We start from the raw sequence: 26,809 nt of genomic DNA, 5'->3' as shown, positions 1-26,809 counted from the left end.
CTTCCACACGGTTTGTTCGTTGAGGCCCTCTCGCTCGGCCCATTCCCTGGCTCTCATAGAGCAAAGAATAGCAGATTCAAACAATCTATCGCAAGCCAACCGACTAGCAGATTGTTACCCCGACCACTTCTTCTCGAGCACGAGCGAGCGTGCCGCAGATACGCTCGAGGATGTCTGCCTCGAGGCCTATGGAGAGATCCCTCCCTACGAGCGCCTCCGTGGCCTCAAGGAATGGAACTTCGGCGCCTACGAGGGGGAAGACAATTTCCTGAATCCTGCCCCTCCCTTCGGCGATTTCTTCGTGCCGTATGGCAGGGACTCCCAGGAGACGCTCGTCGCACGCATGCGGAAGACGACCGAAGAGATCATGTCCCGCCCGGATGTGTCCTGCGCTCTGGCCGTGAGCCACGGAGCAGCCTGCGCGAACTTCATCCGCTCCTGGAAAGATGCGAACGTCGTCCAGTACCGTCCTGGCATCAAGAACTGTTCCATCTTCACATTCGCCTACGACGAAGGTGCCCATGCCTTCAGCTGCATCGACATCTTCGAGCCGGACTTCGCCGAGCTCGGCTAGGCAGACTTCCCAGAGACAAGGCAGCGGCGCCCCGCACCCATAAGGATGCGGGGCGCCGCCTGCTTTGCATGGGAAGATCCTAGCCCCAGACCTCTTCTGCAATGGAGCGCACGAGGGCAACCTTTGCCCACTGCTCTTCCTCGGTGAGCTTGTTGCCGCAGTCGCAGGAGGCAAAGCCGCACTGGGGAGAGAGGCAGAGTCGCGAAAGCGGCACATACTTCGCTGCCTCATGGATGCGTGCAATCACGGTCTCGCGGTCCTCGAGCTCGGGGCGCTTCGTCGTCACGAGGCCAAGCACGACAAGCTTGTCTTCGGGCACCTTGTCAAGCGGCTCGAAGCTGCCGGAGCGTGCATCGTCGTACTCGAGGAAGAAGGCATGCACATTCTCGCGGGCAAGCAGGAAGTCGGCCACGCCGTCGTAGCCGCCCTCGCAGGCCCAGGTCGAATGGAAGTTGCCACGGCAGATATGCGTATTGACCGTAAGGTCTTCGGGACAGGCAGCAAGCACGCGGTTGTTCACCTCGAGGAGCGCTTCCTTCACCTGCTCAAGTCCCGCCTCATCGACGCCGAAGAACTGCTCTGCATGCGGATCGACGACCATGCCCCACGAGCAGTCATCAAGCTGGAGATTGCGGCAGCCTGCTGCATAGAGGTCCTGGATGAAGGCAGCATATCCCGCCACGATATCGTCTGCAAGCTCTGCATGGCTTGCATAGACCTTGTCCGTCGTCTCCTTGTTGAACGGCATCGCGAACTGCTCCAGGAACTGGGCAGGTGCCGGAATCGTAAGCTTTGCAACGGCACGCTCGTCCTCAAGCGCCTGGACGAAGCGGAAGTGGTCGATGAAGGGATGGGTGCCTTTGTAGGCGATCTTGCCCACAAGGTACGTATCGTCGATCTTTGCTGCCTCGTCGTGGAACGGAAGGCCTGCCTCGGCAGGCTTGTGGGCGATGCCGTCAAAGGCCCACATGAAGTCGAGATGCCAGGTCTCGCGGCGGAACTCGCCGTCTGTGATCACGCCGAGGCCTGCCTTCTTCTCCTTCGAGACAAGGTCTCGTATGCACTCGTCTTCTATGGCCTTGAGCTCTTCTGCGGAGATCTTTCCCGCCTTCCAGGCATAGTGCGCGTCGTGGAGCCTCTCTGGCCGCAGGAAGCTTCCGACGACGTCGAAGCGGTGCGGGGTCTTCCTGTCATATGCAATGCTCATGGCTGCCTCCATCAGAGTCTGCTGTCTGATGGATGCATCATCCCATCAATCGGTGCCATATGAAACTACGAGTTATCTATCGCTACCTATAGCTTTGCGCTATATATCCGAATCCGAGAAGTAGCGCCTGACATACGATTCGAGATGGTCGAGATAGCTCTTGGCAAGAGCCGAGAGCGGACGGTGGACCTGGCTGATATAGCCGATCTCCATCGTGCCGGCGGGCTCGAGCGGCACCGCCACGATATCCGTACCATTGAGGTCGGCCGAAAGGATGCCCGACGAGATCGTGTAGCCATCGAGGCCGATCAGGAGATTGAAGAGGGTCGCCCGGTCCGTCACGACGATTGCCTTGTCCACTGCCTCTGTCGGATAGGGCTCCTCGGAGAAGAAGAAGGAATTCTTCATGCCCTGGTCATAGGAGAGCCTGGGATAGGGTGCCAGATCTTCGAGCCTCACGCTCGTGCGTCCTGCGAGAGGATGTCCCTTTGCGAGGAACACATGCTCCTTCGCCTCGAAGAGCGGGCAGAACCTGAGGTCGGCATCGCGCAACGCATTCGTGATCACTTCGCGGTTGAAGCTGTTGCGGAAGAGCACGCCGAGCTCCGAGCGCTGCAGGCGCACATCCTCGATCGTGCCGAACGTCGTTCCCTCGCGCAGGGAGAACTCATAGCGGTCCTGCCCATATTCGCGCACGAGCTCGGCGAAGGCATTGACAACAAAGGCATAGTGCTGGGCAGAGACGCCGAAGACACGGCGCACGCCAGAAGTATCGCCGAGGTAGTGGCTCTCGAGGAGCTCTGCCTGCTCGACGACCTGCCTTGCATAGGAGAGGAAGCGTGTCCCTTCCTCCGTCACCTCGACGCCTCTGCGCGAGCGCTCGAAGATCTGGATGCCCATCTCATGCTCGAGCTCAGAGATCGCCTTCGAGAGCGACGGCTGCGCGACAAACAGGCGCGCTGCCGCAGCAGAGATGGATCCTGCTTCGGCAATCTCTATCGCATAGCGCAGCTGCACGAGCGTCATTGTTCCTAGACCCCTTTCGGACTTTCCCAGCATATCATCGGCCAGCTTCGAGAAGAGTCGGAGAAGATTCACGAGAAAGGACCGACATGGAAACACAGGATCCGGTATTTGCCCGCACGAGCGTGAGGGCGTACACAGACGAAGCAGTCACAGAGGAGCAGGTGGAGCGGCTTCTGCGGGCTGCCATGGCAGCGCCTTCTGCCATGAACCAAGAGCCCTGGGAATTCTGGGTTGTCGAAGGCAAGGTCCAGCTCGAGGCGCTTGCTTCTGCCTCCCCGTATGCGAAGCCTTGCGCTCATGCTGCGCTTGCAATCGTTCCCTGCCTGAAGACAGAAGGCCTCCCCTGCCCCGATATGGCAGAGCAGGATATGGGCGCCGCAATCGAGAACATCCTCGTCGAGTCGGCAGAGCTCGGCCTGGGCGCTGTCTGGCAGGGCATCTACCCCATGGAGGAGCGCGTGCACGCCACTGCACAGGTCCTGGGAATCCCCGACGATGCAGGCCTTGCCCCCTTCGCAATCGTTGCGGTCGGACATCCCGCAAAGCCCATCTCTCCCACAGGTCCTGGCCGCTTCGATCCTGCCCGGGTGCACCGGATCGGATAGCCGAGAAGCGTGGAAGCAGAAGGGAGCTGGCACTGCCGGCTCCCTTCCTCATCTGGCCTATCTGGCCTTCTATTCCGTTTTCTCCTGAGGATCTTCCTTCCAGCTCTTTGTCGGAGAGGCGCCGGTCACGAGATATTCGAAGGAGTCGAGCTTGTGGCCGTGCTCTTTCTGCTCCTCGACAGCTGCGGCAAAGCGCTTCTCGTCGGCCTGAAGGAGTGCCCGGTGCTTCTTCCAGACCTTCTGGATCGGCAGCTTCTCTGCTGCCACCTCATGCACAGCGGAAAAGACATCGGACTCGGCACCGACACGCACGAAGCTTGTCGCGATAGGAATGAGGAGCACCGTAATCGCTCCTGCCGAAACGAGAATCGATGCGGTATTCGTGCCCATGGCGCCAGATTCGACCGCCACATCCGTCACCGCCACGACAAGCGGCAGCGCCATCGTGCAGTAGGCGGAAACGGCATACTTCTCGCGCTTGCGCATGCCGCGTGTCTCCTTGTTGATGTTGAGGGAGACGGCAACAATGCCGCCGCGGATAAGGACGAGAAGGCCGATGAAGCCGAAGAGAAGGCCGACGCTTTCAAAGGCTGCCGGCAGGCTCACGCCAGCCCCCGAGATCACGAAATAGGCAGGCACGAGAAAGCCGTTGCCGATATCCTGCAGCTTCTCCTCGAGCACATGGTCATGCGGTGCAAAGGCGCCGAGGATGAAGCCGGCGATGAAGGAGCCAAGCACGGGCTCGAGATCGAGCACCTCGCAGGCCATGACAAGGACAGAGAGAAGGAGAATCGAGAGGCGCAGGAGAGGCCGCGAGCCCGACCAAGCGTTCTCTTTCAGCCAGGAGTCGATCCTCTCGCGCACACGGGGCAGCAGTGCCGGGAAGGCAAGGATCGCAAGGCAGATAGCGACAAAGATCAGAAGCGTCGCAATCGTTGCGCGCGTGCTCCTCGTCGACATCAGAAGCGCCATTGCCAGGATCGGCAGGAGCTCGCCGTAGGCACCGTAGACGCTCACCGCACGCCCCACGGGCGTCCCCATGAGATGGCGGTCGCGCATGATCGGCGCAAGCGTGCCGAAGGCAGTCGTCGTGAGGCAGATGGCAAAGGCGACACCCGCCTGTCCCGTGAAGCGGTCTGCCATCAAGGTCGTCGTGAGCAGGATGGCAAGCAGGAGCGATACCGCCCAGGCAAGAATGGCATGGAGACCCATCCGTCCGCCAAGGTCTTTCGGATCTATCTCATAGCCCGCATTGAGAAAGAGGAAGGCGACGCCCAGGTCAGACAGGAACGAGATGGCAAAAGACGACGTCGAGAGGACGCCTGCCATGTTCGGCCCCAGAAGGGCACCGGCAAAGACAAGAAAGACCACTTCCGGCACGGCGCGTCCCGGAACGAGACTTGCGATATACGGCGCTGCTGCCGCTACTGCCATGATCAAGGCAAAGGATACGAAAGGCGAACTCATGAAACCTCGCTTACGGCCAAGCTACTCCCCAAACGTTTTCCGTCATAGTATCCTCTTGTCTGGGACCGTTTGCCAGCAAGGAGCATCTTCTCGACATGCAGTATGGAATGACGCCACGTCTCGTGTGGCATATTCTCGAAAAGGACCTGAGGGCGGAGCTGACCCGTCGCTACGGGCAGGAAGATGCTTCCGCCATCATGAAGAATGCGCAGATACGGTTCCGCGAGATCGTCGGCGGCATCGAAGACCCGCGCCAGGGCAGGCGCTATTTCTGGTCGCTCCTTCAGGCGGGCCTTCTGGCAAGCGTCTATATCGCCGCGCGCGCCCAGGACCCCGACGTCGCGCCGACCCCCGAGGAGTGCGCCGGACTGTTTGCCGATGTCTGCGCCCGCAGCAGCGCCTGCCTGAAAATCGCAGCGAAGCTCCGCGACGACTTCAGCATCCAGGGCCAGCGCGACATCCAGAGAAGCGCCCTGCTCACGCAGATGCGGTGCGCAGACTATGGCTGGCGCTATGTCTATACCACGGGGTCCGACAGAGACTACATGGTGACGTATCGGAGCTGCGGCATCTTGAGGCTCTACCATGAGCTCGGGGTGCCAGAGCTCATGCGCGCCGCCTGCCGCATGCCCGATGTCTGGACAGAGCTTGCAGGCATCAAGCTCGAGCGCACGATGTGCCTTGCCGATGGAGACCCGTGCTGCGACTTCAGCCTGACGCTCGAAGATGCGCCGGTGCCGGAGAAGGGCGATGAGGGCACAGAAGACGCCGGAGACAATACGTGACAGATGAGCCCCGGACAGGTGCCGGGGCTCTCTTCTACCTGTTCTCTATGTGCTCGACACCCTTGATCGTGATCGAGATGTGCCCATCCGGCAAGGTCGTGAACTCGATGAAGTCATCGTTTGACGAATACTCGCTCGGGAACGTTATCTCGATGCCGGTATCGGTGCGAATGCGGTGGTTCTTCGCGATGCGGTGGGCAACAGACGGCCTCACCGGCACCTCCTCGGGGATGGAGGCGGCACTTGCCGATTCGCGCATCTTCTCCTCGTAGCGCGCCTGGGCTTCGGGCCTGTCTGCAAAGATCTTCTTGCCGACCTCGCGCGGCTCGATTGCCTCTGCCTCGTCTGCCTGCTCCGTCACATAGGCCTTGGCACGGCTCACCTCGACTGCCGGCGTGAGGCCATACTCTTCTGCCACATCCTGGACGGCAAGCGTCACGCTCTGGATGACCTCGCGGGTCGAGGCTTCCTGGGTGCATTGGAGAAGGCCGTCAGGGATGATGAAGGACTCCTGTCCCGCAATCGTGCGCGCCTTGTCCGAGAAGTCGATCTCGCCTGTGCCGAGATCGATTGCCGCATAGGAGTCCACCTTCTGCGTCGGCAGCGGCAGGAGCGCATCGGTCCTCACGATATCGGTGAGATGCATGTCCTCGCGCACATCGTGCACATAGCCCTGCTTTCTGGCAAGCAGCACGATTGCAAAGACCTCGCGCGCATTTCCTTCGAAGGAGGCATCCACCTCCTCGTCGGTCTGGGGAGCAGACACCTTCTCTGTATCCGTCACATCGGCGACAAGCAGGTCATAGGGCAGCTTGTCATCCGACTTCATGAGCTCTTCGAAGAAGAAGTCCCCTACCTCCTTCGAGAGGGCCACGAAATCGAGCTCTGAGGCACGGTAGCGCCTGAGCTCCTCGTGGAAATTGCTCTCCGGGCTGAACATCCCGTGCTTGCTCTCGGAAGAGGAAAGGGTCTTGCGCACGAGCCTCGTCACATAGGAGCGAATGGCCTTCTCGCTCACATCGAGCTCGCGTGTGCTCTCATAGTTCGAACTTGTCTCGAAGTCATAGGCATGCAGTATCGCATGGTTGATGGTCAGCATCGATGCACCGTCCTGGTCGTCACGTTCTGTGCCTTCCCAGCATACCTTTCATGGGCGTGGCACTGTGAAATAATTGTACAGGTACCTGTTTTTATGGACGTCACGTGTAGATGGGCCGATAAAGCCCATTCCCGCAGATAGGACTCTCTCCTGCGAGTATTGTCATGTATGGCAAATCCCCCAGACAGATATCTGCTGCACAGCAGATGCACAACTATGGAAGAGGTTGGAATGGACGAAGAGAAGAACGTCGAGATCGAGGCTGCCGAAGAGAAGCCTGAGCCCGCAGCAACGCCTGAGGACATGTCGCTCGTCGAGAAGGCGGGCAGGATGGCACGCCTCATGCACCGCTACATCAAGCTCAACACCGAGGCTCACGGCGGCATCGGCGATCCCCTGCAGGGCCAGGGCCGCGTCCTTGCCATGCTCCAGGCAAAGCCTGAGACCACGCAGAAGGAGCTCTGCTTCCTTCTTGGCATGCGCCAGCAGTCCCTCTCCGAGCTTCTGAGCAAGCTCGAGGAGAAGGGCTTCGTCGAGCGGCAGAAGAGCGAAGAGGACGGCCGCGTCACGCTCGTGAAGCTCACCGACGAGGGCAAGGCAGCTGTGCCCGACCTCGACGAGCTCGATCCGGACGAGGAGGTCTTCGGCGTCCTCGATGCAGAGACGAAGGCTGCCTTCGAGGCGGCCGTCGATACCGTGAGCGACTCCCTCAAGGAGAAGCTCCTTGCCCTCGGCGACGATCCCGATGCACCGACCAAGCCCCGCAGGGACGACGACCGCCGTGGCGGACGTGACGAGCGCGGCGGACGCAATGGCTTCTCCCGCGGCGGCGACCGTGGCGGCTTCCGCAGTGGCGATCGTGGTGGCCGTAGCGGATTCTCCCGTGGCGGCGACCGTGGTGGCCGTGGCGGCTTCTCCCGTGGCGGAGACCGTGGCGGCTATCGTGGCGGCAACAGGCGCGATGGCGGCTATCGTGGCGGCAGGGACTTCAACTCCGGCTACGGCAGCCAGAACCGTGGCGGCGGCTATCGTAGCGGCTCCGACCGCAACGACCGTGGCGACCGTGGCGGATACCGCAGCGAGCGCTAGACGCTGAACAGCAGCAAGAACGAAGGGTGGGACTGCTCGCATGAACAGTCCCACCCTTTTTCAGTACATCCTGTCGCAGATTCCGCAGTGCTGGCCAGCGCCTAGGCAGCAGCCTCGGCCTGCAGCAGGGGCTCCCCTGCTGCAACATGTCCCTCGGCAGGCACAAGATCGATCTTCTGGTACTGCTCCGAATTCAGGACCACACAGACGACAATCTCGCGGTAGCCCGACTTCCTGATTGCATCTATCGAGAAGCGCATGAGCGGATCGCCTTCCGAGAAATGCTGGCCCTTCTCGACGAGGCGGGCAAAGCCCTTTCCCTGCATCTCGCAGGTATCGATGCCGACATGCACGATGCACTGGACGCCCGTATCGGACGTGAGGACGATGCCATGATTCGTATGGCTGATCGAGGAGACGACGCCGTCGAAGGGCGCCCTCAGATAGTTCTCCTCCGGCCAGATGCCGCAGCCCTGGCCAAGCATGCCGGAATTGAAGACCGGATCGGGCACTTCCTCGAGCGGGACCACCCTGCCAGACACAGGAGCCTTGACCAAGCCTTCAGGCAAGGCGGAGGCTGTGCTGTCCGACGAAGTCTGTCCGTCCTGAGAATCCTGCGCTTCCACGTGCACTTCCTTCGATGAGCCAATACGATGCAGCCGGCACAAGCCGGCTCACGCGTATCTTAATCCATAGAGATCGATTCTGGTAGCCCAGATACAGCTTTTCTATGCATCGAGCCCAAATCGATGCTTCATTCACTGACACATCGATCGCCTGCATCTGCGCAGGCAGAAAGCCTGCCATAGAATCTCTATATAGGAAAGTGAGTTCCGTGTATTATACATGCGCAAAACCGCGTCCTAGCATGTGAGCTACAAGAAGAGCCAGCGCAGATGCGCTGGGCACCTAGCTTTGGAGGCACACTATGCTTGGCGGTCTTGGCGCACCTGAAATGCTCGTTATCCTCATCGTTGCCCTCGTGATCTTCGGGCCGAAGAATCTGCCGAAGCTCGGCAGCGCTATCGGCAAGACGATCCACAACGTGAAGGAGGGCATGGAGGAAGACAAGCCCGATTCCCAGGTCCAGACTGCAAAGATCCAGGAGAGCGCATCCTCTGACGAGGACGCAGACGCCTAAGGAAACGATGATTAATGGGCCCATCCCGCCCCAAGGCCTTTCGGGTGATGGTTTTCCGATGGGATGGGCGGGGCCAGGGCCCGGAATCAGGGCGCCATCGCCTTCCGGACCCCCTCCGGCAGGGAATCCGGGCATGGCTGTCCCGCGGGATCAGGCAGCCGTCGGCAGGGGCTCCAGCGCCCTCCCCGCCGATATGCACATCGCGAGGTTCGACAGCGCGAATGCGGCATGGAGCAGGCAGCCGTTCTTCTCGATGCCGCGGTAGCGGGTCCTGATATGCCCGAATCGCCTCTTCACGATGAGGAAGGGGTGCTCCACCTTGGAGCGCACCGACGCCTTCCTCGACTCTATGCCCTTCTCGGCCGAGAGCGCGCAGTCCAGGCCCTTCACCGTGGAGGGCTTCCTGGCGACGGTCCACCGCATCGATGAGAGGTGCGGGTCGGAGGCGACCTCGGGGCGCTTCGCCACCCCGGTGTATCCGGAGTCCGCATAGCAGAACCGGTCGTCCCCGCGGACGAGGGAATGGGCCATGGCCACGTCGGACACGTTGGCGGCAGTCGTCTCCACGGTATGCACGAGGCCGCTGCCCGCATCGACGCCGATGTGCGCCTTGAAGCCGAAATGCCAGTTCTTCCCCTTCTTGGACTGGTGGGCCTCGGGGTCGCGGGAATGCCCCTCGTTCTTGGTGGAGCTCGGCGCCTCGATGAAGGTCGCGTCCACGATGGAGCCTCCCCGCATCATGACGCCCGCCGCCTCGAGCTCCGAGTTCAGCTCGTCGAGCATGGCCTTGCCGAGGCCCTTCCTCTCGAGGATGTGGCGGAACTTCGCGAGCGTCGTGGCGTCGGGGACCTGCCCGCGCATGAGGTCGATGTGCATGAACCTCTGCATGGCGCGGGAGTCGAGGATGGCATCCTCCGTGCCCTCGTCCGAGAGGCCGAACATGACCTGGAGCAGGTACATCCTGAGCATCGTCTCGGCGCCGCGGACATGCCTGCCGCGCTGCTGGGAGTGGTAATGGGGCTCGATGAGGGCGGTCCACCTGTCCCAGGGGACGATCGCATCCATACGCTCCAGGAACTCCTCGCGCCTCGTCTTCCTCCGCTGCCCCTGCGATTCCAGGTCGCCGAAGCTCATCTGATCGCCCATCGCAAGCCTTCCGCCGCAGCCCCACCGATATCCATATTATAACGTTTGTGCAGGTAGAGTGCCATTTCTACCGGATGCGCGGCAACCTGGCGGGCAGCGGAAGGCCGGGCGGTGCGATTCGGCCTGGTGAGCTATGCTTTAATCATCGTTTCCCTAAGTGATATCCCCGTCATTTGCCCTCTTTCTCCCTTCCTCAGGGCAGGCATCAGAAAGCCCCGGAGCGCTCGGCTCCGGGGCTTTCTTCATGCTCTGGTATATTGCTCACTCAGATGCATCTTCTGGGTCTTCTGCTTCCTCCTGCGCCTTCTGGGCCTCTTTCGCCTTTGCCTCTTCAGCACAGTCGTTCTCGAACATCTTGATGAAGCGCTCGGCCAGAGGCGGCAGATAGCTTCCCTTCCGCCAGACCGCTGCCATCTGGGTCACGAGCTCGGGACAGTCGACGATCTTGTTCGTCGTCCCGCCATGCTTCATCGTCGCCAAGAACGACTCAGGCACTAGGCCTATCCCCATGCCGCGGGTCGACCACACGCAGGCCGTGCGGGCATCGTCTGCGACGCAGGCCGGGAAGAATGTGAGCTGGCGCTCGTTGAAGAGATCCTCGAGCAGGTGCTCGAAGCGCCTATAGATCACGAGCGGCTGGCCTGAAAGCTCCTCGAGCGTGATTGTATCGGGGCTCTTGCCGCAGCGTATGCCTTTCGGGATGAGGGCAAGCATGCGCTCGGTCGAGGCATAGGTGACATTGAGTCCATCAAGCGGAAACGGCGTCCTCACGACACCGACATCCACCTCGCCACGCTTCAGCATATCGAGGACCTCATACGTATTTCCCTCGTGGAGCTCGAGCCTGAGCTGCGGATAGTTGCGGCACAGACGCTGCATCGAAGGTGTCGGCATGAACCCGCCCGAAGAGGAGATGATGCCGACAGAGAGCGTGCCGCTCGTCCCCTGTCCGAAGCTCTTGACCTCGCGGGTCGCTGCGCTCGTGAGCGAGAGGATGCGCTCGGCACGCGCATAGAGGAGCTGGCCTGCCTCGGTCAGCTCCGCAGAGCGGGGCCCGCGCTCTATGAGCTTGACGCCGAGCTCGCGCTCGAGCGATGAAAGCTCATAGGACAGAGGCGGCTGGGTGATATGCAGGCGCCGGGCAGCTGCCGTAATCTGGTGCTCCTCGGCTATTGCCATGAAATACTCGAGCTGTCTGAGATTCATGCAGGCCCCTCTTGTGCTAGTTCTCGGAAGCTGCCACAGACGACTCGAAGAGCGCCGCGACATCCTCTGAGCTCATATCGAGAGCAACAGACATCTCGCGCAGCGACCGCTCGCTCGCTTCCTTCAAGATGCGCTGGAAGACCACAGGCGGCTTCTTGTTCTTTGCCTGGACATCGGCAATGCGCTTGCGGAACGTCTTCACGATGCGGACAGAGTCCTGGCAGGAGCCGTTCTTGATCTCCTTCTTGAAGTGCTCCTCCTCAAGCGCACGGCTCCTGTCCGTGAATTTCTCCACTGCCATGGTCGGATACTCGCGGATGATGGCACGCGCTTCCTCGCGCGAGAGAATCGGACGCAGCCGTCCCTCGGATGCGACCGGGAAGCTGATCAGCATCGGGTTCCTCTGCCCCACTGGCATCAGCTTGTAGGAGGGAGCCGCATCGTCCGTAATCTCCTCTACCTTGCAGACGCCCTGGCCTGGATGAACCACATACTCGCCGACTTTGTACATGCACGTGCCCCTTTCTGACGAATTGGCACTAGTTTAGCATGATTTTCAAAATTTTTCAAATCATAGCCGATTTTCCATTGCATACTGCTGTGCACTACGCTATGTTATTAGGTTTTGCTTTGTATATAGCTTCTAGGCTTATGGAGACGTCTCCAGAACATCTCCCCAAGATATGCAGACGGAACGCGCATGACCTGCGCAGATGCTGCCTTCTCCCCCATTGGCCGCATCGTCTGGCGCCCCTGTGCTGAGACGGCAGCAATTGGGATACGATGGTTCTGATACCAATGCGGCACAAGGCCGCTCTCATAGGGAGGCACACGATGAACCTCGAAGGCATGTATCTCGGAATCTGCGGCTGGTGGAAAGATCTCGACGAGACGACGAAGCAGGCAGCGCTCGATGACTTTGCGCTCTCGTTCTCGCTCAACTCGGCACGCATCGAGAAGGAACACACCTCTCACGAAGTGGCACGCCAGATCTTCGACAAGGACGCCGTGGAGAACTACACCGGCGAGCTCAAGCCGCTCGTCCAGGTCTTCAACCAGAAGCGCGCCTGGATGCGTGCAACGCAGTACCTCTCCGAGGAGCGCCCGATCGATACCTCGCTCGTGCTCGATCTGCACCAGACGCTCTGCGCTGCCACCTACTCCGAGCGCAACTTCGCAGACGGCGAGCGCCCTGGCACGTTCCGTCTCGGTGACTGCATCATCCCCGACTCGACGGAGATCGGAGCAGACCCCGAAGAGGTCCCGGGCCTTGTGGACGACCTCTGCGACCAGGTGAGCGACGCCCTCGGCGACGCAACGCCGAAGCGTGTCCTCACGGCAGCAAGCTTCTTCCACGCCAGCTACGAGACAATCCACCCATTCGCTGACGGCAATGGCATCTCTGGCCGCCTCCTCATGAACTACACCCTCATCATGGGCGGCAACCCGCCTGCGGTCATCTTCGCGACCGACCGCCCCGCCTATTACGAGGCTCTCGAGGCCTTCAACCGCCAGGGCGATCTCAAGCCCTTCAAGTCCTTTGTCATGGCAGAGACGATCAAGACCTGGAGGAAGCTCGCGACCGAGCTTGCCGAAAACGCCCAGTAGGCACAGGAATCAAAGCGAGGCACACACAGCGAAGGGTCCGGAGCAATCCGGACCCTTCGTTCATGTCTATAGGTATCTCTTCTAGTTCTTGCCGCGCACGCTCTGGGCGATGCGGTCGGAGACCGACATGCCCTTCCTCCTGTCGGGACCCCAGAAGCAGCATGACACCATGCCCGGCCCCACATGGCAGCCGATGGTCGGGCCAATCGTCGAGATCATCGTCACCGCCGTCTCATCCGTCTTGTGGATCATGTCGGCCAAGCGCTCGGCATCCTTCGGGCAGTCGGCATTGCCGATTGCGACGACCGAAGAGAACATATCCGTGTTGTGCGTCCTCTCGTAGAACGATGCCATCTTCCGGAGGCCCTTCTTGCGGCCACGCGTGACACCGACGACAGAGAGCGCACCATCGAGGTCGAAGGTCAGAAGCGGCTTCACATCGAGGGCGCCACCGACGACAGCGACGCTCTTGGGAACGCGTCCTCCCCTATGCAGGGCATCGAGGTCGTCGACCATGAAGATGGTCTGGACGAAGTAGCGTGCCTCCTTGGCCCATTCGACCATCTCGGTCGCCGTGAGGCCCTTATCCCTCTGACGTATTGCTTCGACCATGAAGAGATACTGGGACGTGGAGCCAATCTTGCAGTCCACGATGTAGATCGGAAGGTCGGGTCTGCCCAGCTCGTCCTTCACACGGTCAAGCGCCGTGCAGGCGCCCTCATAGCAGCCCGAGATGCCCGACGAGAACGCAAGATAGACCGTCGGCAGATCTGCATCGGCACGCTCGCGGAACGCCTTCTCGAACTCCATCTGTGCCGGCTGCGATGTCATCGGCATCGCTCCGTGCCTGATTGCCTCATAGAACTCGTGTGGCGTGCGGGACACGAAGAGGTCGTCCACGCCGTGGAAGCCGCCATCCTCCTTGCCGGCCTCCGTATACGTGAAATGGAACATGCCGATATTCGCATCATCCACCATCTGCTGCGTGAAGTCGCAGGGAGAGTCTGTCATAAGGTAGAACTTCGCTTCTGCCATGGCTTGCCTTCCTTCCCCGGAACATCTTCCAGGAGTGCTTTCCAGCTTTGTCCTTACCTATCTTAATCGACCGACTTGAGGCTTTCCACCATATCGATGTGGGCAAGCTTCGGCGAGAGGGCCGCCATTACAATCAGCGTGAACATCATGGTCATCCCGAATGCGATCGCAAAGCTTGCCGGATGGATATCGCGGCCGAACATCACGAAGTCGACCTCGGCCGTGACGATAACGAACTGCTCAAGGAAGATGCCGGCAGCAAGGCCGATGGCGGCACCCAGAGCAGAGAGCAGGATGATCTCGCGGAACACGTAGGATGCGACCTCGTGGCGGGTGAAGCCCAGGACCTTCAGGCTTGCAATCTCGCGGATACGCTCCTGGATGTTGATGTTCGTGAGGTTGTAGAGCACGATGAAGGCAAGGAGGGCTGCTGCGATGACGAGCACGACCATGACGGAATCGACCGTCGCAAGCATCGCACGGTAGGACGAGATCGTGTCGTCGTTGAAGGAGACGGCAGAGACGCCTGAGAGGTCCCGCATCTCCTCTGCCATGCTGCGGTGCTCCTGAGCCGTCCCTGGTGCCGAGGCATAGAGGCGGCTGGCTTTGGGCTCTGCGCCAAAGGCAGACGTATAGGCATTCTGCCCTGCAATCACGTAGTAGGAGAGATAGTTCTCGAAGATGCCCGTGATCGCAAGCGCATGGGGTTCTCCTGCCGCATTGCCGATATCGTCCTGGTCGTAGATCTCGATCGTATCGCCGACAGATAGTCCAAGCTCGGAGGCAAGCTTCTCGCTCACGAGCACCGAGTCCTCGTCGAGCGGCACCGATGCCCCGGACGTGCGCTCCCTGAGCGTCACCATGCCAGAGAAGCTCTCAGGGTCCTCAGGCACGATGAGGATGCAGGAAAGAGGAGAAGCCGTCTCAGACCCTGCCTGCATGTTGAGGTTCTCGGTCCAGGCACCAGATGTCTCTGCCCCGGCATCCGCAAGATAGCTCTCGACCGCCTCCTTGTCCTCCTCCGTCGCGTCCTCGTCGAGCGAGACCTCCACGTTGCTGTGCCAGATATCGCCGTACTGCTTGTCGACGATATCGGATATCGCATCACGGACACCAAGGCCCGTAAGCAGCAGGGCGCAGCAGCCAGCAATGCCGATCAGGGTCATCACGAGGCGGCGCTTGTAGCGGAAGAGATTCCTGAACGTGACCTTCCAGAGGAAGCTCATATGGTGCCAGACCGGACGGATGTACTCGAGCAGGATCCTCTTTCCGGCAGGAGGCACCTTCGGCAGCATGAGGGCTGCGGGCACTTCGCGCATCTCTGCCCATACGGCAGCAAATGTTGCAGCCAAGGTCGCACTGGCTCCTGCCAGACAGGCAAGAAGCGCCGTCGGCACATCGATCGGCAGCGGGAACGGAAGCGACGGCACGACATACATCGTCCCGTAGGCACGCGTCACGATTGCAGGCAGAAGCTGCGAGAGGAAGAACGTGCCGAGCACGGCACCCAGAAGCGAGGCAGCCCCGGCATAGAAGAGATACTTCTGCGCAATCTGCCCCGCCGAGTAGCCAAGCGCCTTGTACGTGCCGATCTCGATACGGTCGTCCTCGACCATTCTGGTCATGCTCGTGAGTGCCACAAGGGCCGCCACGAGGAAGAAGAAGAGCGGGAAGACCTGGGCAATCGCATCGATGCGGGAGGCATCGTTTCCGTAGCTGACCTGTCCTACGCCCTTCGTGCGATCAAGCACATAGACCAAAGGCTCGGCGATGCCGTCGACCGCATCCTGCGCAGCTTGGAGCTGCTGGGCAGCATCGGCAAACCTGCTCTCGGCCTCTGCCTTCTTGCTGACAAGCTCCGAGATGCCCTCCTCGTACTGCGCATAGCCATCCTCGAGCTGGCTCTCGCCTGAGGCAATCTGGCTGTCTGCGTCCACGAGCTGCCGGTACGCCGAAGCAAGCTGCGCTTCGGCATCTTTCTTGCTCTCAAAGTAGCGCGCCCAGCCTTCTTCCAGCTGCTGCCTGCCCGCATCTATCTGGGTGCGGGCGCTCTGCGCCTCATCGAGCTTCATCTCGTTGTCGGCAAGCTCGCGCTCGGCGTCTGCAATCTTCGTATCGCCTTCGTCTATGCCGGATGCAATCTGGGTCTCAACCTCGGTGCAGGCCTCCTGGACATCTGCTATCGCAGCAGAAGCGGCAGCGCGTATCTGATCCAGGACAGCTTCCGGATCGTCGTCGAGGTCGATGCCGTCGAACTCGGAGATCACCTCGTCGGCAAGAGCTTCAAGACGCGCCTTCGTCTCCTCGTCGCCGAAGTCCACAAGGTCTGAGGAGGCAAGGTCCTTTGCAGCCTCGATGCCGCCCTCTATCTCGTCTGCGAGGGCAGCGATCTCCTCCTCGGTCGGCTCGTCCGTGCGCTGTGCCCACGTATCGAGCGTCGTGAGGACGCCCTGGATCGTGTCCATGTCAGATGCCGCCTGGACAAGCTCTGAGCGCTTCTCTTCCCATGTCTCCTTGCCAGCCTCGAGCTCGCTCTTGCCCTCCTCGAGCTTCTGGCGTGCCGCATCGATATCCGCCTCCGTCATCCCGAGCTGTGCTTCCGCATCATCAAGCTGAGACTGGCTCGCTTCGAGCTGGGCCTTGGCCGAGGCAAGCTGTGCTTCGACCTGGCGCCTCTCTTTCCAGTACGTGTTCCAGCCGTCTGCAGCCTTCTCCTTGCCCTCTTCGAGTACCTGCCTGTTCTCCTCAAGCGTCGCCAGGGCATCGTCGAGCTGCGACTGTGCCTGAGCTATCTGGCTCTCTGCGTCTGCCTTCTCGCTCTCGTAGGTCGCCCTGCTCTCGTCGACCTTCTCCTGCGCTGCATTCTTCACTTCAGCCAGACGGTCCTGGGCAAGGTCATCCGCCTCGTCCTCGAGCCTCGTCTCGACACTATCGACGATGTCTGTGTACTCGTCCGAGAAGGCATCTTTTGCGCGTGCTCCTGTGACCGTGACATAGACCTGCGTATAGGGAAGATTGTCTGCAAAGGCTCCATCAGGCACGAAGAGGTACTGCTCGATCTTGCCTGAGCCCAAGGCTGTCGTGCCAAGAAGCGAGGTATCCACATAGTCGGCCGAGCGCACAAGCCCCGTGACGCGGAATGTCTTCTGCGTGAGCACGGAGTCGATATCGCCTGTCCCATAGAGGACTGTCACGGCATCGTCAATCGAGAGATTCTCCCGCATCGACACATCGGCGCTCATCACGCATTCATCGTCTGCCTCAGGCCACGCACCGCTCACAAGCTCCGCCTTGTTCATGGAGGAGGTGCCCTCCGCGGCACCTTCCGGCAGGGAGGAGATCCTCACCGTGTATTCATCATTGTTGAGCGAGACCATCGCATCGCAGGAGAAGGAGGGCATCACATCCTCGACGCCCTCGGTATCCCGTATCTTGTCCATCTGGCGGTCAGTGAAGCCGAGCGTCGAGACAAGGCGGATATCGTAGAGCGCAGAATCATCGTAGTAGGCATCCCCTGCCAGGCGCATGTCGCGGCCGACCATGTTGAGGCCGGCAAAGAAGCCGCAGCCGAGCGCGACGATACCGAGGATTGCGAGGAAGCGTCCCCACGACCCTGAGATCTTGCGAGGCAGGCTCTTGCTGAATGCGCCTTTCATGGCACTACCAGACCAGGGTATCGGCATCGAGAGGATGCTCGTTGACCTCGTTTGCCACAGCGTGTCCCCCATGGATGCGAATCACGCGGTCTGCGATAGCCGTGAAGGCGGCATTGTGGGTGATCACGACAACGGTCTTGCCGTGTGCATGCGAGCTTGCCTGCAGAAGTTGCAGGATCGACTTGCCCGTCGCATAGTCGAGGGCTCCTGTCGGCTCATCGCAGAGCAGGAGCTTCGGATTCTTTGCGAGGGCGCGGGCTATGGAGACGCGCTGCTGCTCGCCGCCGGAAAGCTGTGCCGGGAAGTTGTCCATCCGCTCGCTGAGACCGACCTCGCGAAGCACCGTCGCCGGATCAAGCGGATCTTTCGAGATCTGCGTTGCCAGCTCGACGTTCTCAAGCGCCGTGAGGTTCTGGACGAGGTTGTAGAACTGGAAGACGAAGCCGATATCGTAGCGGCGGTAGAACGTGAGGTCGCGCTCCCCCATGCCCGATACCTCGGTCCCTGCGACCCATATCTTGCCATCCGTGACCGCATCCATGCCGCCAAGCATGTTCAGGACCGTTGTCTTGCCGGCACCCGAGGGACCGACAATCACGACGAACTCGCCCTCTTCGATCGTGAAGCTCATGTCCTTGACTGCAGCGACCTCCACCTCGCCCATGCGGTATATCTTCGAGACATCCCTGAACTCGACGAAGGCCATCTGCCACCTCCTGGAATCGGCTGCACCCTTGATTATCCTTCCCAGTATAGGCAGAGGGAACAGGCCATACCTGAAGGGAAGCAGGCAAATGGCACGAAACCGGGCCGCAGCAAGGCCGTGTCCACGTACATTTGGGTATCATCGGGACATGAAGCAAGAGGAAGGAGACTGCCATGGCAGAAGAGGACAGGAAGGCATTGAGGCGCTGCGCCGTGCATTTCGTGGGCCAGGTCCAGGGCGTCGGCTTCCGCTGGACCTCGCGCAGGATTGCGCTCGAGCTCGGCCTCACCGGCTGGGTCCGGAATGAATGGGATGGCTCGGTCAGGATGGAGCTCCAGGGCACGCCCGATGCCATCTCCTCCTTCTTCGGGAAGCTCCAGAACGCCTACCGCGACTTCCCGATCGACTACCGTATCGACGATATCGTGGATATCGCTCCCGTCGAGGACGAAGGGCCCTTCACGGTGAAGCTCCGCTAGGAAAAGGGGCCAAGCAGAGAAAAGTGCCGGGAAGATCGTCTCTTCCCGGCACTTCTCAGTCTTGCCAGATGAATTCGAGCGAGCAGGTGCGTCTGGGCACATAGGGGCTCTTCTTCCTGAGGAAGGCCGCAATGATGTCAGGGACCTCGTCGGAGCCGACAGGCTCAGACGGACACTCTCCGAGCGCCTCATAGCCGCCGGTGCCGGTCGAACGATAGTCGTTCAAGGCAAGCGTCAGCTTCTCGGGTACGGGACTTCCGTCTGCCATCGTAAGCTCGGTGATGCGTCTGCCGACAGGAAGCCTCAAGTCAGCAACGGCGTGGATCCCCTCATAGAGATCGAAGTTATAGTGCTCGACCTTCGGACGCAGGAAGAGGTCTGATATCTGAGGCTTGCCGTCTGGGCCAAGCTCGAGATAGGAGGCGCAGCGCTCGAGCGAGGACAGCAGCACCTCGCGCGTGATCTCTGCCTTCATGAGGAGGTTCGCGAAGGGATAGGCAGCGCAGATGTCGCGCTCCATGACCTTCGCCGGAAGGCCCGTGGCGCCATTTGGCAGTGCCGTGCATGAGATATCTGCACCGCTCGCCTCGATCTGTGCCTCGTTGATGAGATGGGCGACGGCAGAGCCTGAGAGAGCGCAGGAGAGCTTCTCCTCAGCCTCGATCGGAGCCTCGAGCTCGCCCACCGATTCGGCAAGCCACTCTTCGGTCTTGGCAGCGAGCGGTGCGAGCATGGAGCTGAGCAGGTCGTCGGGTGCACCATCTGCCGCCATGAGATCTGAGCTCCACACCCAGCCAGAGCCATCGTCTGTGCCTTCGAGCGCAATGAAGCTCGTAGCGTTTGCTGGCGGCTGCACGCACCAGGTGCCCGCAATCTTCACGCCGTCGACTGCCATATGCTGGTGGCCTGTGAGGAGCAGGTCGATATCGGCCGTGCGTGCAATTTCGCAGGCAGCATTCTCGCGCGTCTTCGAGAGCCGCCTGCCGGTGGCAAGGTCCTCCTCGAAGCCGCCGTGATAGATGCAGACGACCAGGTCTGCTTCCTCGCGGAGCTTCGCTGCCTCGCGCTGCACCGCCGACACGGGATCTTCGATCGTGATGCCCTCGAGATGCTCTGGCCTCTCCCAGATATTCACATAGTCCGTCACGATGCCGGTGATACCGAGAACAAGGCCCGAAGGGAGCGTGCAGACAGAGGACGGGACGATTGGAAGCTCCCCGCGCTCGTCGTGCACGTTCGCGCAGACGCAGACTGCATCGAGCTCTTCGAGGTACTGCTGAAGCACGTCGCGCCCGAAGTTGAAGTCATGGTTTCCGAGCGTCACATACTCGCAGCCAAGACGGTTCAGGGCAAGCGCACAGGGATTCGTGCCCCTGCGGCTGCCGCGGAGCCAGACCTTCATGAGAGGCGTGCCCTGCATGGTGTCTCCCCCATCGACGATGAGGGAGTCGCCATGAGAGCACCATTCATGGATGGGGTCCATGAGGCAGCAGATGCCCATGTGTGCACGTCTGCCCGTTGCATAGTCCTCATCGAGGATATGTCCATGCGTATCGGACGTGAATGCGATATGGAGCTTTGACACCTAGACACCCCTCGTCAGATGCGTGCGGATACGCGTCGAGATGTATTCGACAATGAGGATCAGGACGACGAGCCCCCAGAGGATCGAACCTGCCTCGTTCCAGCGGTAGGCGTTCATTGCAAAGATGAGCGGAGCGCCGATACCGCCAGCGCCGACGAGGCCGAGGACGGTAGCGTCGCGCAGGTTCATATCGAAGCGGTAGATGGCCGTCGAAATGAAGGAGCTCGAGAGCTGCGGAATGACGCCGAAGCGGATCTTGCGCCACGTCGTTGCGCCCTCTGCGTCGAGCGACTCGAGGATGCGGTAGTCGAGATCCTCAATCGTCTCGATGTACATCTTGCAGACCATGCCGACAGAGCAGAGCGACATCGTCAGAAGGCCAGCGAAGGGGCCAGGGCCAGTGACACGCACGAACATGAGGCCGTAGACGAAGGGCGGCACCGTACGGACGGCCATGATGATGAGACGGGCGATGTTCGAGACGACCCTGCCGGTGAGGTTCCTCGAGGCGAGGAAGGCCAGAGGGATCGAGATGATGGCGCCGACGACCGTGCCGAGGAAGGCGATGCAGATCGTCTCGACGAGCAGGTACGGCACGCCTCCGGTCGTAAGGTTGAAGAGCAGGCCGGTATCAGGATGCGCGATGCCGGCAAGGATGTTGAGGGCGATCTGTCCGCCATCCTGGCCCGTGCCGGATGCCTCGACGGCAGAGCCGCTCCAGACAAGCAGGGCAACGACGACAACGGCGCAGGCAAGCTCGAAGAGCCAGCCCTTCGGGCGGTCCTCATATGCCTTGAGAATGCGTTCTTCCATATGCGGACCTCCTTAAGCCAGACGCCTGCGCAGTGCGCGGCTGATGGACTCGATGATGAAGACAGTGACAAAGAGCGCCACGAGGACCATGCCGACCTCGGGATACATGCGCCAGGCGATGCCCTCATTGAGGACAAGGCCGAGGCCGCCTGCACCGACGTAGCCGAGGATGGACGCGTAGCGGACATTTCCCTCGAAGCAGAAGAGGCAGTTCGAGAGATAGGATGGCAGGATCTGCGGCACGATAGCGGAAGTGAAGGCACGGACCTTGCTCGCACCCATGGCTTCCATTGCCTCGAAGGCACCCATATCGACGGTCTCGATCTCCTCGTAGAGGATCTTGCCGACATAGGCGAACGTGAAGATTGCGATAGCGGTCGTGCCGGCAAGCGTGCCGAGGCCGAAGATGTAGGTCGCGATGAGGGCCGTGACAATCGTCGGCAGCGTGCGGATGATCGAAAGCAGAAGGCGCATGAGGGCGACGACGACTTTGCTGTGGACGATGTTCGTCGATGCGGCGACAGCAAACGGAATCACGAGGACAGATCCGATGAAGGAGCCCAAAAGCGACATCTTGATCGTGTCGAAGAGCGGCTGCCACACGGATGGCATGTAGTCCCAGTTGGGCGGGAACATCGAGAAGAGGATGTCCCAGAAGCGTCCGCCATTCTCTGCCAGCACCGTCATATCGAAGCCAGTGACCTGGATCGAGATGATAGAGACGATAATGATGAGGACAGCGATGACAGGGCCGCGGGAAGCGCGCCTCGTGACGGTCTTGCCGTTTTCGAGCGTCACGGTCTTCGGCTTGAATATCTTGTCATACCAGGTAAGCGCAATGCCGCCCGAGATCGTCTCGGGGACCTTGGCGCTGGCGTGCTTAGCGGGCATCGGCCGCCTCCTTGGAAAGCTCGGGCACGATGAGCGGTGCCTCGTCGCCTTCGGCGTCCTTGCCATACACCTCGTCGAGCACATCCTGGTTCACATCGGATGCAGGGCCATAGTAGACGACCTCGCCGGCACGGATGCCGAGGACGGAGTCGCAGTACTTGAGCGCGAGGTCCACGTGGTGGATGTTCAGGAGAATCGTGATGCCCATGTCCTGGTTGATGCGCTTCAGGTCGTCCATGACCTGACGGGCGGTCATCGGGTCGAGCGAAGCGACCGGCTCGTCTGCAAGGATGATCTCAGGGTTCTGAGTCAACGTGCGCGCAAGGGCGACACGCTGCTGCTGGCCGCCGGAGAGCTGGTCGCAGCGGACGTAGGCCTTGTCGAGGATGCCCATCTTGTCGAGGGACTCGAGTGCCGCCATCTTCTCTTCCTTCGTGAAGATGCCGAACAGGGCCCTGTACCACGGGATATCAGGCACGAAGGCGGTCAGCACGTTCCTGATCACGGTTGTACGGGTGATCAGGTTGAACGACTGGAAGATCATGCCGATCTTGCGGCGGAAGCGACGCAGCTCCTTGCCCTTGAGCGATCCGACATCGGTTCCGTTGACGGTCACCGTGCCCTCGGTGATCGGATTCAGGCGGTTGACCGTGCGGATCAGGGTCGACTTGCCGGCACCGGAGCGGCCGATGATTGCGACGAAGCGGCCGTCCTCGATCGTGAGGTTGACATCCTTGAGCGCTTCGAACCCGTTCGGGTAGCGCATCGACACATGGGAGAACTCTATCATCTATCCATCCTGTCATGAGACCTGCATGCAAACGGGGACGCCAGACGCATCCCCGTTCGGAAAAACGCGCCGGGCCACCAGGAGTGGTACCGACGCGTTCAGAATGCCTTAAGAGTTGGAGCTCGACTTGAGCTTCTTGACCATTTCCTGAGCCTCGCGCTCGGAATCATAGTCGGAGTCCTGTGCCTCGACATAGCCGTTGTGGCTGTAGATGGCAATGACCTTCTTGCCTTCATCGGTGTTGCCGATGTTGATCATGGCCTGGGAGAAGGCCTTCTTGAAGTCGTCGGTCATCGTCTTGGAGGCCTTGGAGGCAGAGATCGTGTCGTTGTAGATCGGCTTCGTGACGCCGATGACATTCGTCTCGTCCCAGATGCTGGCGGTACGGCTGTAGTCGGACGTCCACTTGGACTCATAGTCGCGACGGCCATCAGCATAGACGCATAGAGCGTCGACCTGGCCGGAAGCGAGACGTGCGAAGGCGGAGCCGTAGGAGTCGGACTGGACAGCATGCGTGAGGTCGAGGACCGTCTTGCCGTAGTTGTCGTTGAGCCACAGGCACGGATAGATGTAGCCTGCAGGAGAGCTCGAGCTCATGACAGACCAGTTGGCGCCGTTGATGTCGTCCCAGCTGAGCTCCTGGCCATTGTTGACCTTGTCGCCGAGAGCCTTGCCGGCATCGCTCGGGCCAGCGATGAGGAGGGCACGGTAGAACGTGACCTGCTGGTCGGATGCCGTGGTCGGCTTCTGGTCGTTCCAGTCCTTCGGATCGTCGGAGTCGATGGAAAGGCCGTTGCGCGTAGCGGTGAGCAGGACCTCGCAGCCATCGGAGTAGAGGACATAGGTGCCGCCCGGAATGAAGCCCACGTCGATAGTACCGGAGGTCAGGCCCTCGCCGACTGCCTCATAGCTCGTGCCGACCGTGATGTCGACATCGTTCACGGTGTAGCCCTGGTTGCCGAGCTCATCGATGAGCATCTGCTTCAGAGGATCGGTAGCCGTGATGATCTGGTCAGGATCCTTGGAGGGCACGAATGCAACGTGCAGCGTGTCGATCGTCTTGGATTCGCTGCTCGAAGAAGAGCTGCTCGAGCTGGAGTTGCCGCAGCCAGCAAGCCCTGCTGCGGCCGCGCCTGCGGCTGCGAAGCCGAGGAACTGACGGCGGGACAGCGAAGACGAAACGATACCTTTCGACATGGTTCTCCCTTCGATACGCAGGATCTGGGCGCTCCCCGCGCCTTCCTGCAATCGCACAAAAGTGCGCCCCGTGCGCACATACCGTGCTGAGAATACACCTACTGGCAGGCTGAATTGTGCCAATTGCTGGCCCGTACACTATGTTTGCGGATTGTTACGCAAACTGCACATTGCCAAATAGGAAGATGACATGGGAAGCAGGTATGCGCGAAATGCGCAGGAAGCTTCACGAAAGGCTGCTAAGGTACAAGGCAGAATGCAGTTGCAGGGAGGCACACAATGGATGCAGCATTGGCAGCAATCAGATGCGGCCACGCACAGATGGCAGGATGCTGCCTCGCCTATCTTGCCTGGTGGGCAATCTTCTTCTGGCCGAAGGTGGGAGGCCAGGAAGCCACAGGTCCGCTCCGCTATGTCGGTATCGCAGCCATCATTCTGGCTGTCATCCTGGGCGCTCTGGGCGCTACGCGCATTGCCCAGGGTGCAGGCATCCTCGCTCCTCCCCATGCCGGCATCATCGCGCTTGCGGGAGGCATCGTGCTCTACATGGTCCTGCTCTTCGTGACTGAGCGCCTCTTCAGCCGGGTCCCTACGACCGAGCTTGTCCTCTTCTGTGCCTGGCTGGCACTCGAGCTCTTCTGCGCCGCAGGGCTCGCAGCGCAGGACCGCATCGTTTCTGCCGCGCTCATCGCGATTCTTGCAGCCATCGGCTTCCTCCTGAGCCTTCTCTGCTATGTGAAGTACTACGAGCTTGCTCCGCTCGCCTCCTTCGTCTGCGGGTGCCTCCCGCTTGCAGGCATTGGCATCATATCGCTCATCATCGCGCTTGCCATCTAGATAGTCTAGATAAGCATGCCCGCACCTTCCGGCACGGGCATGCTTCATCTCGCACTGTCTCAGTCCTGCTTTATGCTTCGGCGAGCGCCTTCTTGCCAAGCTCGAGCGAGCCCAGGATGCCCTGGTCGCCATTGCAGCCGGCAGACACGATATAACTGTCGAGATCCTGCATCTGGGGTGTCACGATATAGCCGTTCATCATGCGCGCCACCTTGCTGCGGACGAGCGGGAAGAGCTGCTCCTGGTGCATGACGCCACCACCGAGGACGATCTTCTTCGGCGAGTAGCAGAGAATGTAGGTCATGAGGCCCTGGGCAAGGTAGTAGCTCTCAAGGTCCCAGACGCGCGGATTGTCGGTAAGCTCAGCCGCCGGCTTTCCCCAATGCTTCTGGATGGCAGGTCCGGCAGCAAGGCCTTCGAAGCAGTCATCATGATAGGGGCAACTGCTTGGAGCTGTATCCTCAGGATCCCTCTTCAGAAGGATGTGTCCGGCCTCAGGATGCATCATGCCGTGCATGAGCTTGCCTTCAACCATGACACCAGCACCAATTCCTGTGCCGATCGTGACGTAGACGACGTAGTCAAGGCCCTTGGCGGCGCCGTAGACAGCCTCTCCGAGGCAGGCAACGTTCACGTCCGTGTCATAGCCGACAGGGATATGGAGGCCCTCCACGAAGGCATTCCTGAAGTTGTAGTACCGCCATGCCGTCTTCGGGGTCTCGAGGATGGAGCCGAAGAGCTTGTTTGCGGGGTCGACGCAGGTCGGGCCGAAAGCACCGATACCGAGAGCATCTATATTGCGCTCACGGAACCATTCGACCATCGGAGGTACGCACTCCTCAGGAGCTGTCGTCGGGACCGAATCGCGCTCGAGGATATGTCCTTCCTCATCGCCGATTGCCATGACCATCTTTGTGCCGCCTGCTTCGAGTGCGCCGATACGTGCCACTGCAATCACCTCATAGATCTCAGGGGTTAGCTGACCGATGACATGATATACCCCATCAGCAATCGGACATGCAGGGCTGAGGGCGAACGTAGCCCCAAAGGCCTTGTAAGGCTTTGCGGCCGTTTGCCGGGACCGCTGCCCCCTCTTCCTGCTTCAGCGTACGATACAAGGAGATATTCGTCCTAAGGAGGCACCATGTCACGTCTCAAGCAGCTGAGGGCTTATGTCGATGCCAGGCTTGATGCCCTGGACCAGAAGACCAGGAGAAGCGCATATGTACATCTTTATGGGGCATCCCTTGCGGCGACCCTCATAGCCGAGAAGCGCGGGCAGAACGCTGAGCTTGCCTCTATGGCAGCAATGCTTCATGATCTCGCAGCTTATGAGACGGGCAGCTATAGCGACCATGCCCACAGGGGCGCAGTACTCGCCCGAACGGTACTAGATGAGCTGAATCTCACGACCCCCGAAGAGACCAATATGATCTGTTCTGCCATCTATAACCATGACAGCAAGGATCGGATCGATAGCCCCTTCGATGAGGTGCTCAAAGATGCAGACGTGATGCACCACACCCTGAACGATACGTCTAAGCCGGTAAAGGAGAAGGAGAAGGCACGCTTCCAGGCACTGAGAAAAGAGTTCGGTCTCCCCGAGCTGCCAGAGACAGAATAGCAGATGCAGGAAGGGCCCCCGCATGATGCAGGGGCCCTTCTGCCGGGCTGCGCATATAAAGGCAGAGGGAGGGAAGCGCGGATGCGCTCCCCTCCCTCTCCGGCACGAATGCCCTCTGCTGACCAGCGGCGTCCTGCTCTCCCACGGACTCACTCCGCAGTACCATCGGCGCTCGGGGGCTTAACTTCTGGGTTCGGAATGGGACCAGGTGTGCCTCCCCTGCCATGGCCGCTGGCCGGCACA

General features: G+C 60.5%; 26 protein-coding genes and 1 rRNA gene. 9 read left to right on the top strand and 18 right to left on the bottom strand.

From position 1 onward, the window contains the following. The coding region (locus tag VXJ24_RS10610; protein ID WP_330972891.1) for a histidine phosphatase family protein at positions 1-574 on the top strand (574 nt) is incomplete at its 5' end. Positions 575-653: 79 nt separating this feature from the next. On the opposite strand, the gene VXJ24_RS10605 is transcribed toward VXJ24_RS10610, so the two are convergent. Together VXJ24_RS10605 and VXJ24_RS10600 are read right to left on the bottom strand one after the other, a co-directional pair. Further along, entirely contained in the window at positions 654-1,781 is a 1,128-nt protein-coding gene (locus VXJ24_RS10605) for a 5-methyltetrahydropteroyltriglutamate--homocysteine S-methyltransferase (protein WP_330972890.1), read from the bottom strand. 99 nt (positions 1,782-1,880) lie between these two features. Continuing rightward, the gene (locus VXJ24_RS10600) at positions 1,881-2,807 is read right to left on the bottom strand and encodes a LysR family transcriptional regulator (protein WP_330972889.1); all 927 of its coding nucleotides are present in this window, start codon (positions 2,805-2,807) and stop codon (positions 1,881-1,883) included. Positions 2,808-2,893: 86 nt separating this feature from the next. On the opposite strand from VXJ24_RS10600, the gene VXJ24_RS10595 reads away from it, so the two are divergent. Further along, positions 2,894-3,412 (top strand): nitroreductase family protein, encoded by a 519-nt coding sequence (locus VXJ24_RS10595; RefSeq protein ID WP_330972888.1) that lies wholly within the window; start codon positions 2,894-2,896, stop codon positions 3,410-3,412. A gap of 69 nt (positions 3,413-3,481) precedes the next feature. Here VXJ24_RS10595 and VXJ24_RS10590 read toward each other — a convergent pair whose 3' ends face one another. After that, positions 3,482-4,879 carry a cation:proton antiporter gene (locus VXJ24_RS10590; protein ID WP_330972887.1) on the bottom strand — a complete coding sequence of 466 codons (1,398 nt, stop codon included), beginning with the start codon at positions 4,877-4,879 and terminating at the stop codon, positions 3,482-3,484. A gap of 95 nt (positions 4,880-4,974) precedes the next feature. Between VXJ24_RS10590 and VXJ24_RS10585 the strand changes: the two genes are divergently transcribed. Further along, positions 4,975-5,664 carry an L-2-amino-thiazoline-4-carboxylic acid hydrolase gene (locus tag VXJ24_RS10585; protein WP_330972886.1) on the top strand — a complete coding sequence of 230 codons (690 nt, stop codon included), beginning with the start codon at positions 4,975-4,977 and terminating at the stop codon, positions 5,662-5,664. A gap of 34 nt (positions 5,665-5,698) precedes the next feature. Here VXJ24_RS10585 and VXJ24_RS10580 read toward each other — a convergent pair whose 3' ends face one another. Next, the gene (locus VXJ24_RS10580) at positions 5,699-6,763 is read right to left on the bottom strand and encodes a nucleoid-associated protein (RefSeq protein ID WP_330972885.1); all 1,065 of its coding nucleotides are present in this window, start codon (positions 6,761-6,763) and stop codon (positions 5,699-5,701) included. Between the two features lie 231 nt (positions 6,764-6,994). Here VXJ24_RS10580 and VXJ24_RS10575 point away from each other — a divergent pair, with 231 nt between their 5' ends. Continuing rightward, positions 6,995-7,852: a MarR family winged helix-turn-helix transcriptional regulator gene (locus VXJ24_RS10575; RefSeq protein WP_330972884.1), complete on the top strand. Its 858-nt coding sequence runs from the start codon at positions 6,995-6,997 to the stop codon at positions 7,850-7,852. A 101-nt stretch (positions 7,853-7,953) separates the two neighbouring features. Here the strand turns inward: VXJ24_RS10575 and VXJ24_RS10570 are convergent, their stop codons facing one another. Beyond that, entirely contained in the window at positions 7,954-8,394 is a 441-nt protein-coding gene (locus VXJ24_RS10570; RefSeq protein WP_330972883.1) for a PTS sugar transporter subunit IIA, read from the bottom strand. Positions 8,395-8,780: 386 nt separating this feature from the next. Between VXJ24_RS10570 and tatA the strand changes: the two genes are divergently transcribed. Further along, complete coding sequence (gene tatA, locus VXJ24_RS10565) at positions 8,781-8,993, top strand: twin-arginine translocase TatA/TatE family subunit (protein WP_330972882.1); 213 nt, start codon at positions 8,781-8,783, stop codon at positions 8,991-8,993. Between the two features lie 150 nt (positions 8,994-9,143). Here tatA and VXJ24_RS10560 read toward each other — a convergent pair whose 3' ends face one another. From VXJ24_RS10560 to VXJ24_RS10550, 3 genes are all read right to left on the bottom strand, one after another. After that, positions 9,144-10,139, bottom strand: a complete 996-nt coding sequence (locus VXJ24_RS10560; RefSeq protein WP_330972881.1) for an IS5 family transposase — start codon at positions 10,137-10,139, stop codon at positions 9,144-9,146. 261 nt (positions 10,140-10,400) lie between these two features. Next, the gene (locus tag VXJ24_RS10555) at positions 10,401-11,345 is read right to left on the bottom strand and encodes a LysR family transcriptional regulator (RefSeq protein ID WP_330972880.1); all 945 of its coding nucleotides are present in this window, start codon (positions 11,343-11,345) and stop codon (positions 10,401-10,403) included. A 16-nt stretch (positions 11,346-11,361) separates the two neighbouring features. Next, positions 11,362-11,856 (bottom strand): CarD family transcriptional regulator, encoded by a 495-nt coding sequence (locus VXJ24_RS10550; RefSeq protein ID WP_330972879.1) that lies wholly within the window; start codon positions 11,854-11,856, stop codon positions 11,362-11,364. A 323-nt stretch (positions 11,857-12,179) separates the two neighbouring features. On the opposite strand from VXJ24_RS10550, the gene VXJ24_RS10545 reads away from it, so the two are divergent. Further along, entirely contained in the window at positions 12,180-12,953 is a 774-nt protein-coding gene (locus VXJ24_RS10545) for a Fic family protein (RefSeq protein ID WP_330972878.1), read from the top strand. An 81-nt stretch (positions 12,954-13,034) separates the two neighbouring features. Here the strand turns inward: VXJ24_RS10545 and VXJ24_RS10540 are convergent, their stop codons facing one another. From VXJ24_RS10540 to VXJ24_RS10530, 3 genes are all read right to left on the bottom strand, one after another. Continuing rightward, on the bottom strand, positions 13,035-13,988 hold the full coding sequence (locus tag VXJ24_RS10540; RefSeq protein ID WP_330972877.1) for a DegV family protein: 954 nt from the start codon (positions 13,986-13,988) through the stop codon (positions 13,035-13,037). A gap of 62 nt (positions 13,989-14,050) precedes the next feature. Continuing rightward, positions 14,051-17,644, bottom strand: a complete 3,594-nt coding sequence (locus tag VXJ24_RS10535; RefSeq protein WP_330972876.1) for an FtsX-like permease family protein — start codon at positions 17,642-17,644, stop codon at positions 14,051-14,053. Between the two features lie 4 nt (positions 17,645-17,648). Then, positions 17,649-18,350: an ABC transporter ATP-binding protein gene (locus tag VXJ24_RS10530; protein ID WP_330972875.1), complete on the bottom strand. Its 702-nt coding sequence runs from the start codon at positions 18,348-18,350 to the stop codon at positions 17,649-17,651. Positions 18,351-18,523: 173 nt separating this feature from the next. On the opposite strand from VXJ24_RS10530, the gene VXJ24_RS10525 reads away from it, so the two are divergent. Then, complete coding sequence (locus VXJ24_RS10525) at positions 18,524-18,829, top strand: acylphosphatase (RefSeq protein ID WP_330972874.1); 306 nt, start codon at positions 18,524-18,526, stop codon at positions 18,827-18,829. A gap of 55 nt (positions 18,830-18,884) precedes the next feature. Here VXJ24_RS10525 and VXJ24_RS10520 read toward each other — a convergent pair whose 3' ends face one another. The 5 genes from VXJ24_RS10520 to VXJ24_RS10500 all read right to left on the bottom strand — a co-directional run bounded on the left by VXJ24_RS10520 (position 18,885) and on the right by VXJ24_RS10500 (position 24,105). Beyond that, positions 18,885-20,414, bottom strand: a complete 1,530-nt coding sequence (locus VXJ24_RS10520; protein ID WP_330972873.1) for a bifunctional metallophosphatase/5'-nucleotidase — start codon at positions 20,412-20,414, stop codon at positions 18,885-18,887. After that, positions 20,415-21,227, bottom strand: a complete 813-nt coding sequence (phnE, locus tag VXJ24_RS10515) for a phosphonate ABC transporter, permease protein PhnE (protein ID WP_330972872.1) — start codon at positions 21,225-21,227, stop codon at positions 20,415-20,417. A 12-nt stretch (positions 21,228-21,239) separates the two neighbouring features. Continuing rightward, positions 21,240-22,118: a phosphonate ABC transporter, permease protein PhnE gene (phnE, locus tag VXJ24_RS10510; RefSeq protein ID WP_330972871.1), complete on the bottom strand. Its 879-nt coding sequence runs from the start codon at positions 22,116-22,118 to the stop codon at positions 21,240-21,242. Continuing rightward, the gene (gene phnC, locus VXJ24_RS10505; protein ID WP_330972870.1) at positions 22,108-22,908 is read right to left on the bottom strand and encodes a phosphonate ABC transporter ATP-binding protein; all 801 of its coding nucleotides are present in this window, start codon (positions 22,906-22,908) and stop codon (positions 22,108-22,110) included. The genes phnE (VXJ24_RS10510) and phnC overlap by 11 nt, the downstream gene beginning before the upstream one ends. A gap of 108 nt (positions 22,909-23,016) precedes the next feature. Beyond that, positions 23,017-24,105 carry a phosphate/phosphite/phosphonate ABC transporter substrate-binding protein gene (locus tag VXJ24_RS10500; RefSeq protein ID WP_330972869.1) on the bottom strand — a complete coding sequence of 363 codons (1,089 nt, stop codon included), beginning with the start codon at positions 24,103-24,105 and terminating at the stop codon, positions 23,017-23,019. A 279-nt stretch (positions 24,106-24,384) separates the two neighbouring features. On the opposite strand from VXJ24_RS10500, the gene VXJ24_RS10495 reads away from it, so the two are divergent. After that, positions 24,385-24,942 carry a hypothetical protein gene (locus VXJ24_RS10495; protein WP_330972868.1) on the top strand — a complete coding sequence of 186 codons (558 nt, stop codon included), beginning with the start codon at positions 24,385-24,387 and terminating at the stop codon, positions 24,940-24,942. Positions 24,943-25,012: 70 nt separating this feature from the next. Here the strand turns inward: VXJ24_RS10495 and VXJ24_RS10490 are convergent, their stop codons facing one another. Next, positions 25,013-25,891, bottom strand: a complete 879-nt coding sequence (locus VXJ24_RS10490; protein ID WP_330972867.1) for an ROK family protein — start codon at positions 25,889-25,891, stop codon at positions 25,013-25,015. A gap of 195 nt (positions 25,892-26,086) precedes the next feature. Here VXJ24_RS10490 and VXJ24_RS10485 point away from each other — a divergent pair, with 195 nt between their 5' ends. Next, the gene (locus tag VXJ24_RS10485; RefSeq protein WP_330972866.1) at positions 26,087-26,566 is read left to right on the top strand and encodes an HD domain-containing protein; all 480 of its coding nucleotides are present in this window, start codon (positions 26,087-26,089) and stop codon (positions 26,564-26,566) included. A 120-nt stretch (positions 26,567-26,686) separates the two neighbouring features. On the opposite strand, the gene rrf is transcribed toward VXJ24_RS10485, so the two are convergent. Beyond that, positions 26,687-26,802 (bottom strand): 5S ribosomal RNA (gene rrf / locus VXJ24_RS10480). Positions 26,803-26,809: the final 7 nt, after the last annotated feature.

The sequence above is a fragment of the Olsenella kribbiana genome (assembly GCF_036408795.1).
In the GTDB taxonomy this organism is placed as follows: Bacteria; Actinomycetota; Coriobacteriia; order Coriobacteriales; family Atopobiaceae; genus Olsenella_L; species Olsenella_L kribbiana.
The sequence above is the reverse complement of the archived record's forward strand: the minus strand, read 5'-3'. Positions and strand labels throughout refer to the sequence as shown.

Excerpts from the sequence above, each read along its gene's own strand:
- VXJ24_RS10500 (WP_330972869.1), bottom strand. The coding sequence starts at position 24,105 with ATGTCGAAAGGTATCGTTTCGTCTTCGCTGTCCCGCCGTCAGTTCCTC.
- VXJ24_RS10550 (WP_330972879.1), bottom strand. The coding sequence starts at position 11,856 with ATGTACAAAGTCGGCGAGTATGTGGTTCATCCAGGCCAGGGCGTCTGC.
- VXJ24_RS10580 (WP_330972885.1), bottom strand. The coding sequence starts at position 6,763 with ATGCTGACCATCAACCATGCGATACTGCATGCCTATGACTTCGAGACA.
- phnE (WP_330972871.1), bottom strand. The coding sequence starts at position 22,118 with ATGCCCGCTAAGCACGCCAGCGCCAAGGTCCCCGAGACGATCTCGGGC.
- VXJ24_RS10540 (WP_330972877.1), bottom strand. The coding sequence starts at position 13,988 with ATGGCAGAAGCGAAGTTCTACCTTATGACAGACTCTCCCTGCGACTTC.
- VXJ24_RS10590 (WP_330972887.1), bottom strand. The coding sequence starts at position 4,879 with ATGAGTTCGCCTTTCGTATCCTTTGCCTTGATCATGGCAGTAGCGGCA.
- VXJ24_RS10600 (WP_330972889.1), bottom strand. The coding sequence starts at position 2,807 with ATGACGCTCGTGCAGCTGCGCTATGCGATAGAGATTGCCGAAGCAGGA.
- phnC (WP_330972870.1), bottom strand. The coding sequence starts at position 22,908 with ATGATAGAGTTCTCCCATGTGTCGATGCGCTACCCGAACGGGTTCGAA.
- VXJ24_RS10555 (WP_330972880.1), bottom strand. The coding sequence starts at position 11,345 with ATGAATCTCAGACAGCTCGAGTATTTCATGGCAATAGCCGAGGAGCAC.
- tatA (WP_330972882.1), top strand. The coding sequence starts at position 8,781 with ATGCTTGGCGGTCTTGGCGCACCTGAAATGCTCGTTATCCTCATCGTT.
- VXJ24_RS10560 (WP_330972881.1), bottom strand. The coding sequence starts at position 10,139 with ATGGGCGATCAGATGAGCTTCGGCGACCTGGAATCGCAGGGGCAGCGG.
- VXJ24_RS10525 (WP_330972874.1), top strand. The coding sequence starts at position 18,524 with ATGGCAGAAGAGGACAGGAAGGCATTGAGGCGCTGCGCCGTGCATTTC.
- VXJ24_RS10485 (WP_330972866.1), top strand. The coding sequence starts at position 26,087 with ATGTCACGTCTCAAGCAGCTGAGGGCTTATGTCGATGCCAGGCTTGAT.
- VXJ24_RS10575 (WP_330972884.1), top strand. The coding sequence starts at position 6,995 with ATGGACGAAGAGAAGAACGTCGAGATCGAGGCTGCCGAAGAGAAGCCT.
- VXJ24_RS10595 (WP_330972888.1), top strand. The coding sequence starts at position 2,894 with ATGGAAACACAGGATCCGGTATTTGCCCGCACGAGCGTGAGGGCGTAC.
- VXJ24_RS10585 (WP_330972886.1), top strand. The coding sequence starts at position 4,975 with ATGCAGTATGGAATGACGCCACGTCTCGTGTGGCATATTCTCGAAAAG.
- VXJ24_RS10530 (WP_330972875.1), bottom strand. The coding sequence starts at position 18,350 with ATGGCCTTCGTCGAGTTCAGGGATGTCTCGAAGATATACCGCATGGGC.
- VXJ24_RS10605 (WP_330972890.1), bottom strand. The coding sequence starts at position 1,781 with ATGAGCATTGCATATGACAGGAAGACCCCGCACCGCTTCGACGTCGTC.
- VXJ24_RS10495 (WP_330972868.1), top strand. The coding sequence starts at position 24,385 with ATGGATGCAGCATTGGCAGCAATCAGATGCGGCCACGCACAGATGGCA.
- phnE (WP_330972872.1), bottom strand. The coding sequence starts at position 21,227 with ATGGAAGAACGCATTCTCAAGGCATATGAGGACCGCCCGAAGGGCTGG.
- VXJ24_RS10545 (WP_330972878.1), top strand. The coding sequence starts at position 12,180 with ATGAACCTCGAAGGCATGTATCTCGGAATCTGCGGCTGGTGGAAAGAT.
- VXJ24_RS10535 (WP_330972876.1), bottom strand. The coding sequence starts at position 17,644 with ATGAAAGGCGCATTCAGCAAGAGCCTGCCTCGCAAGATCTCAGGGTCG.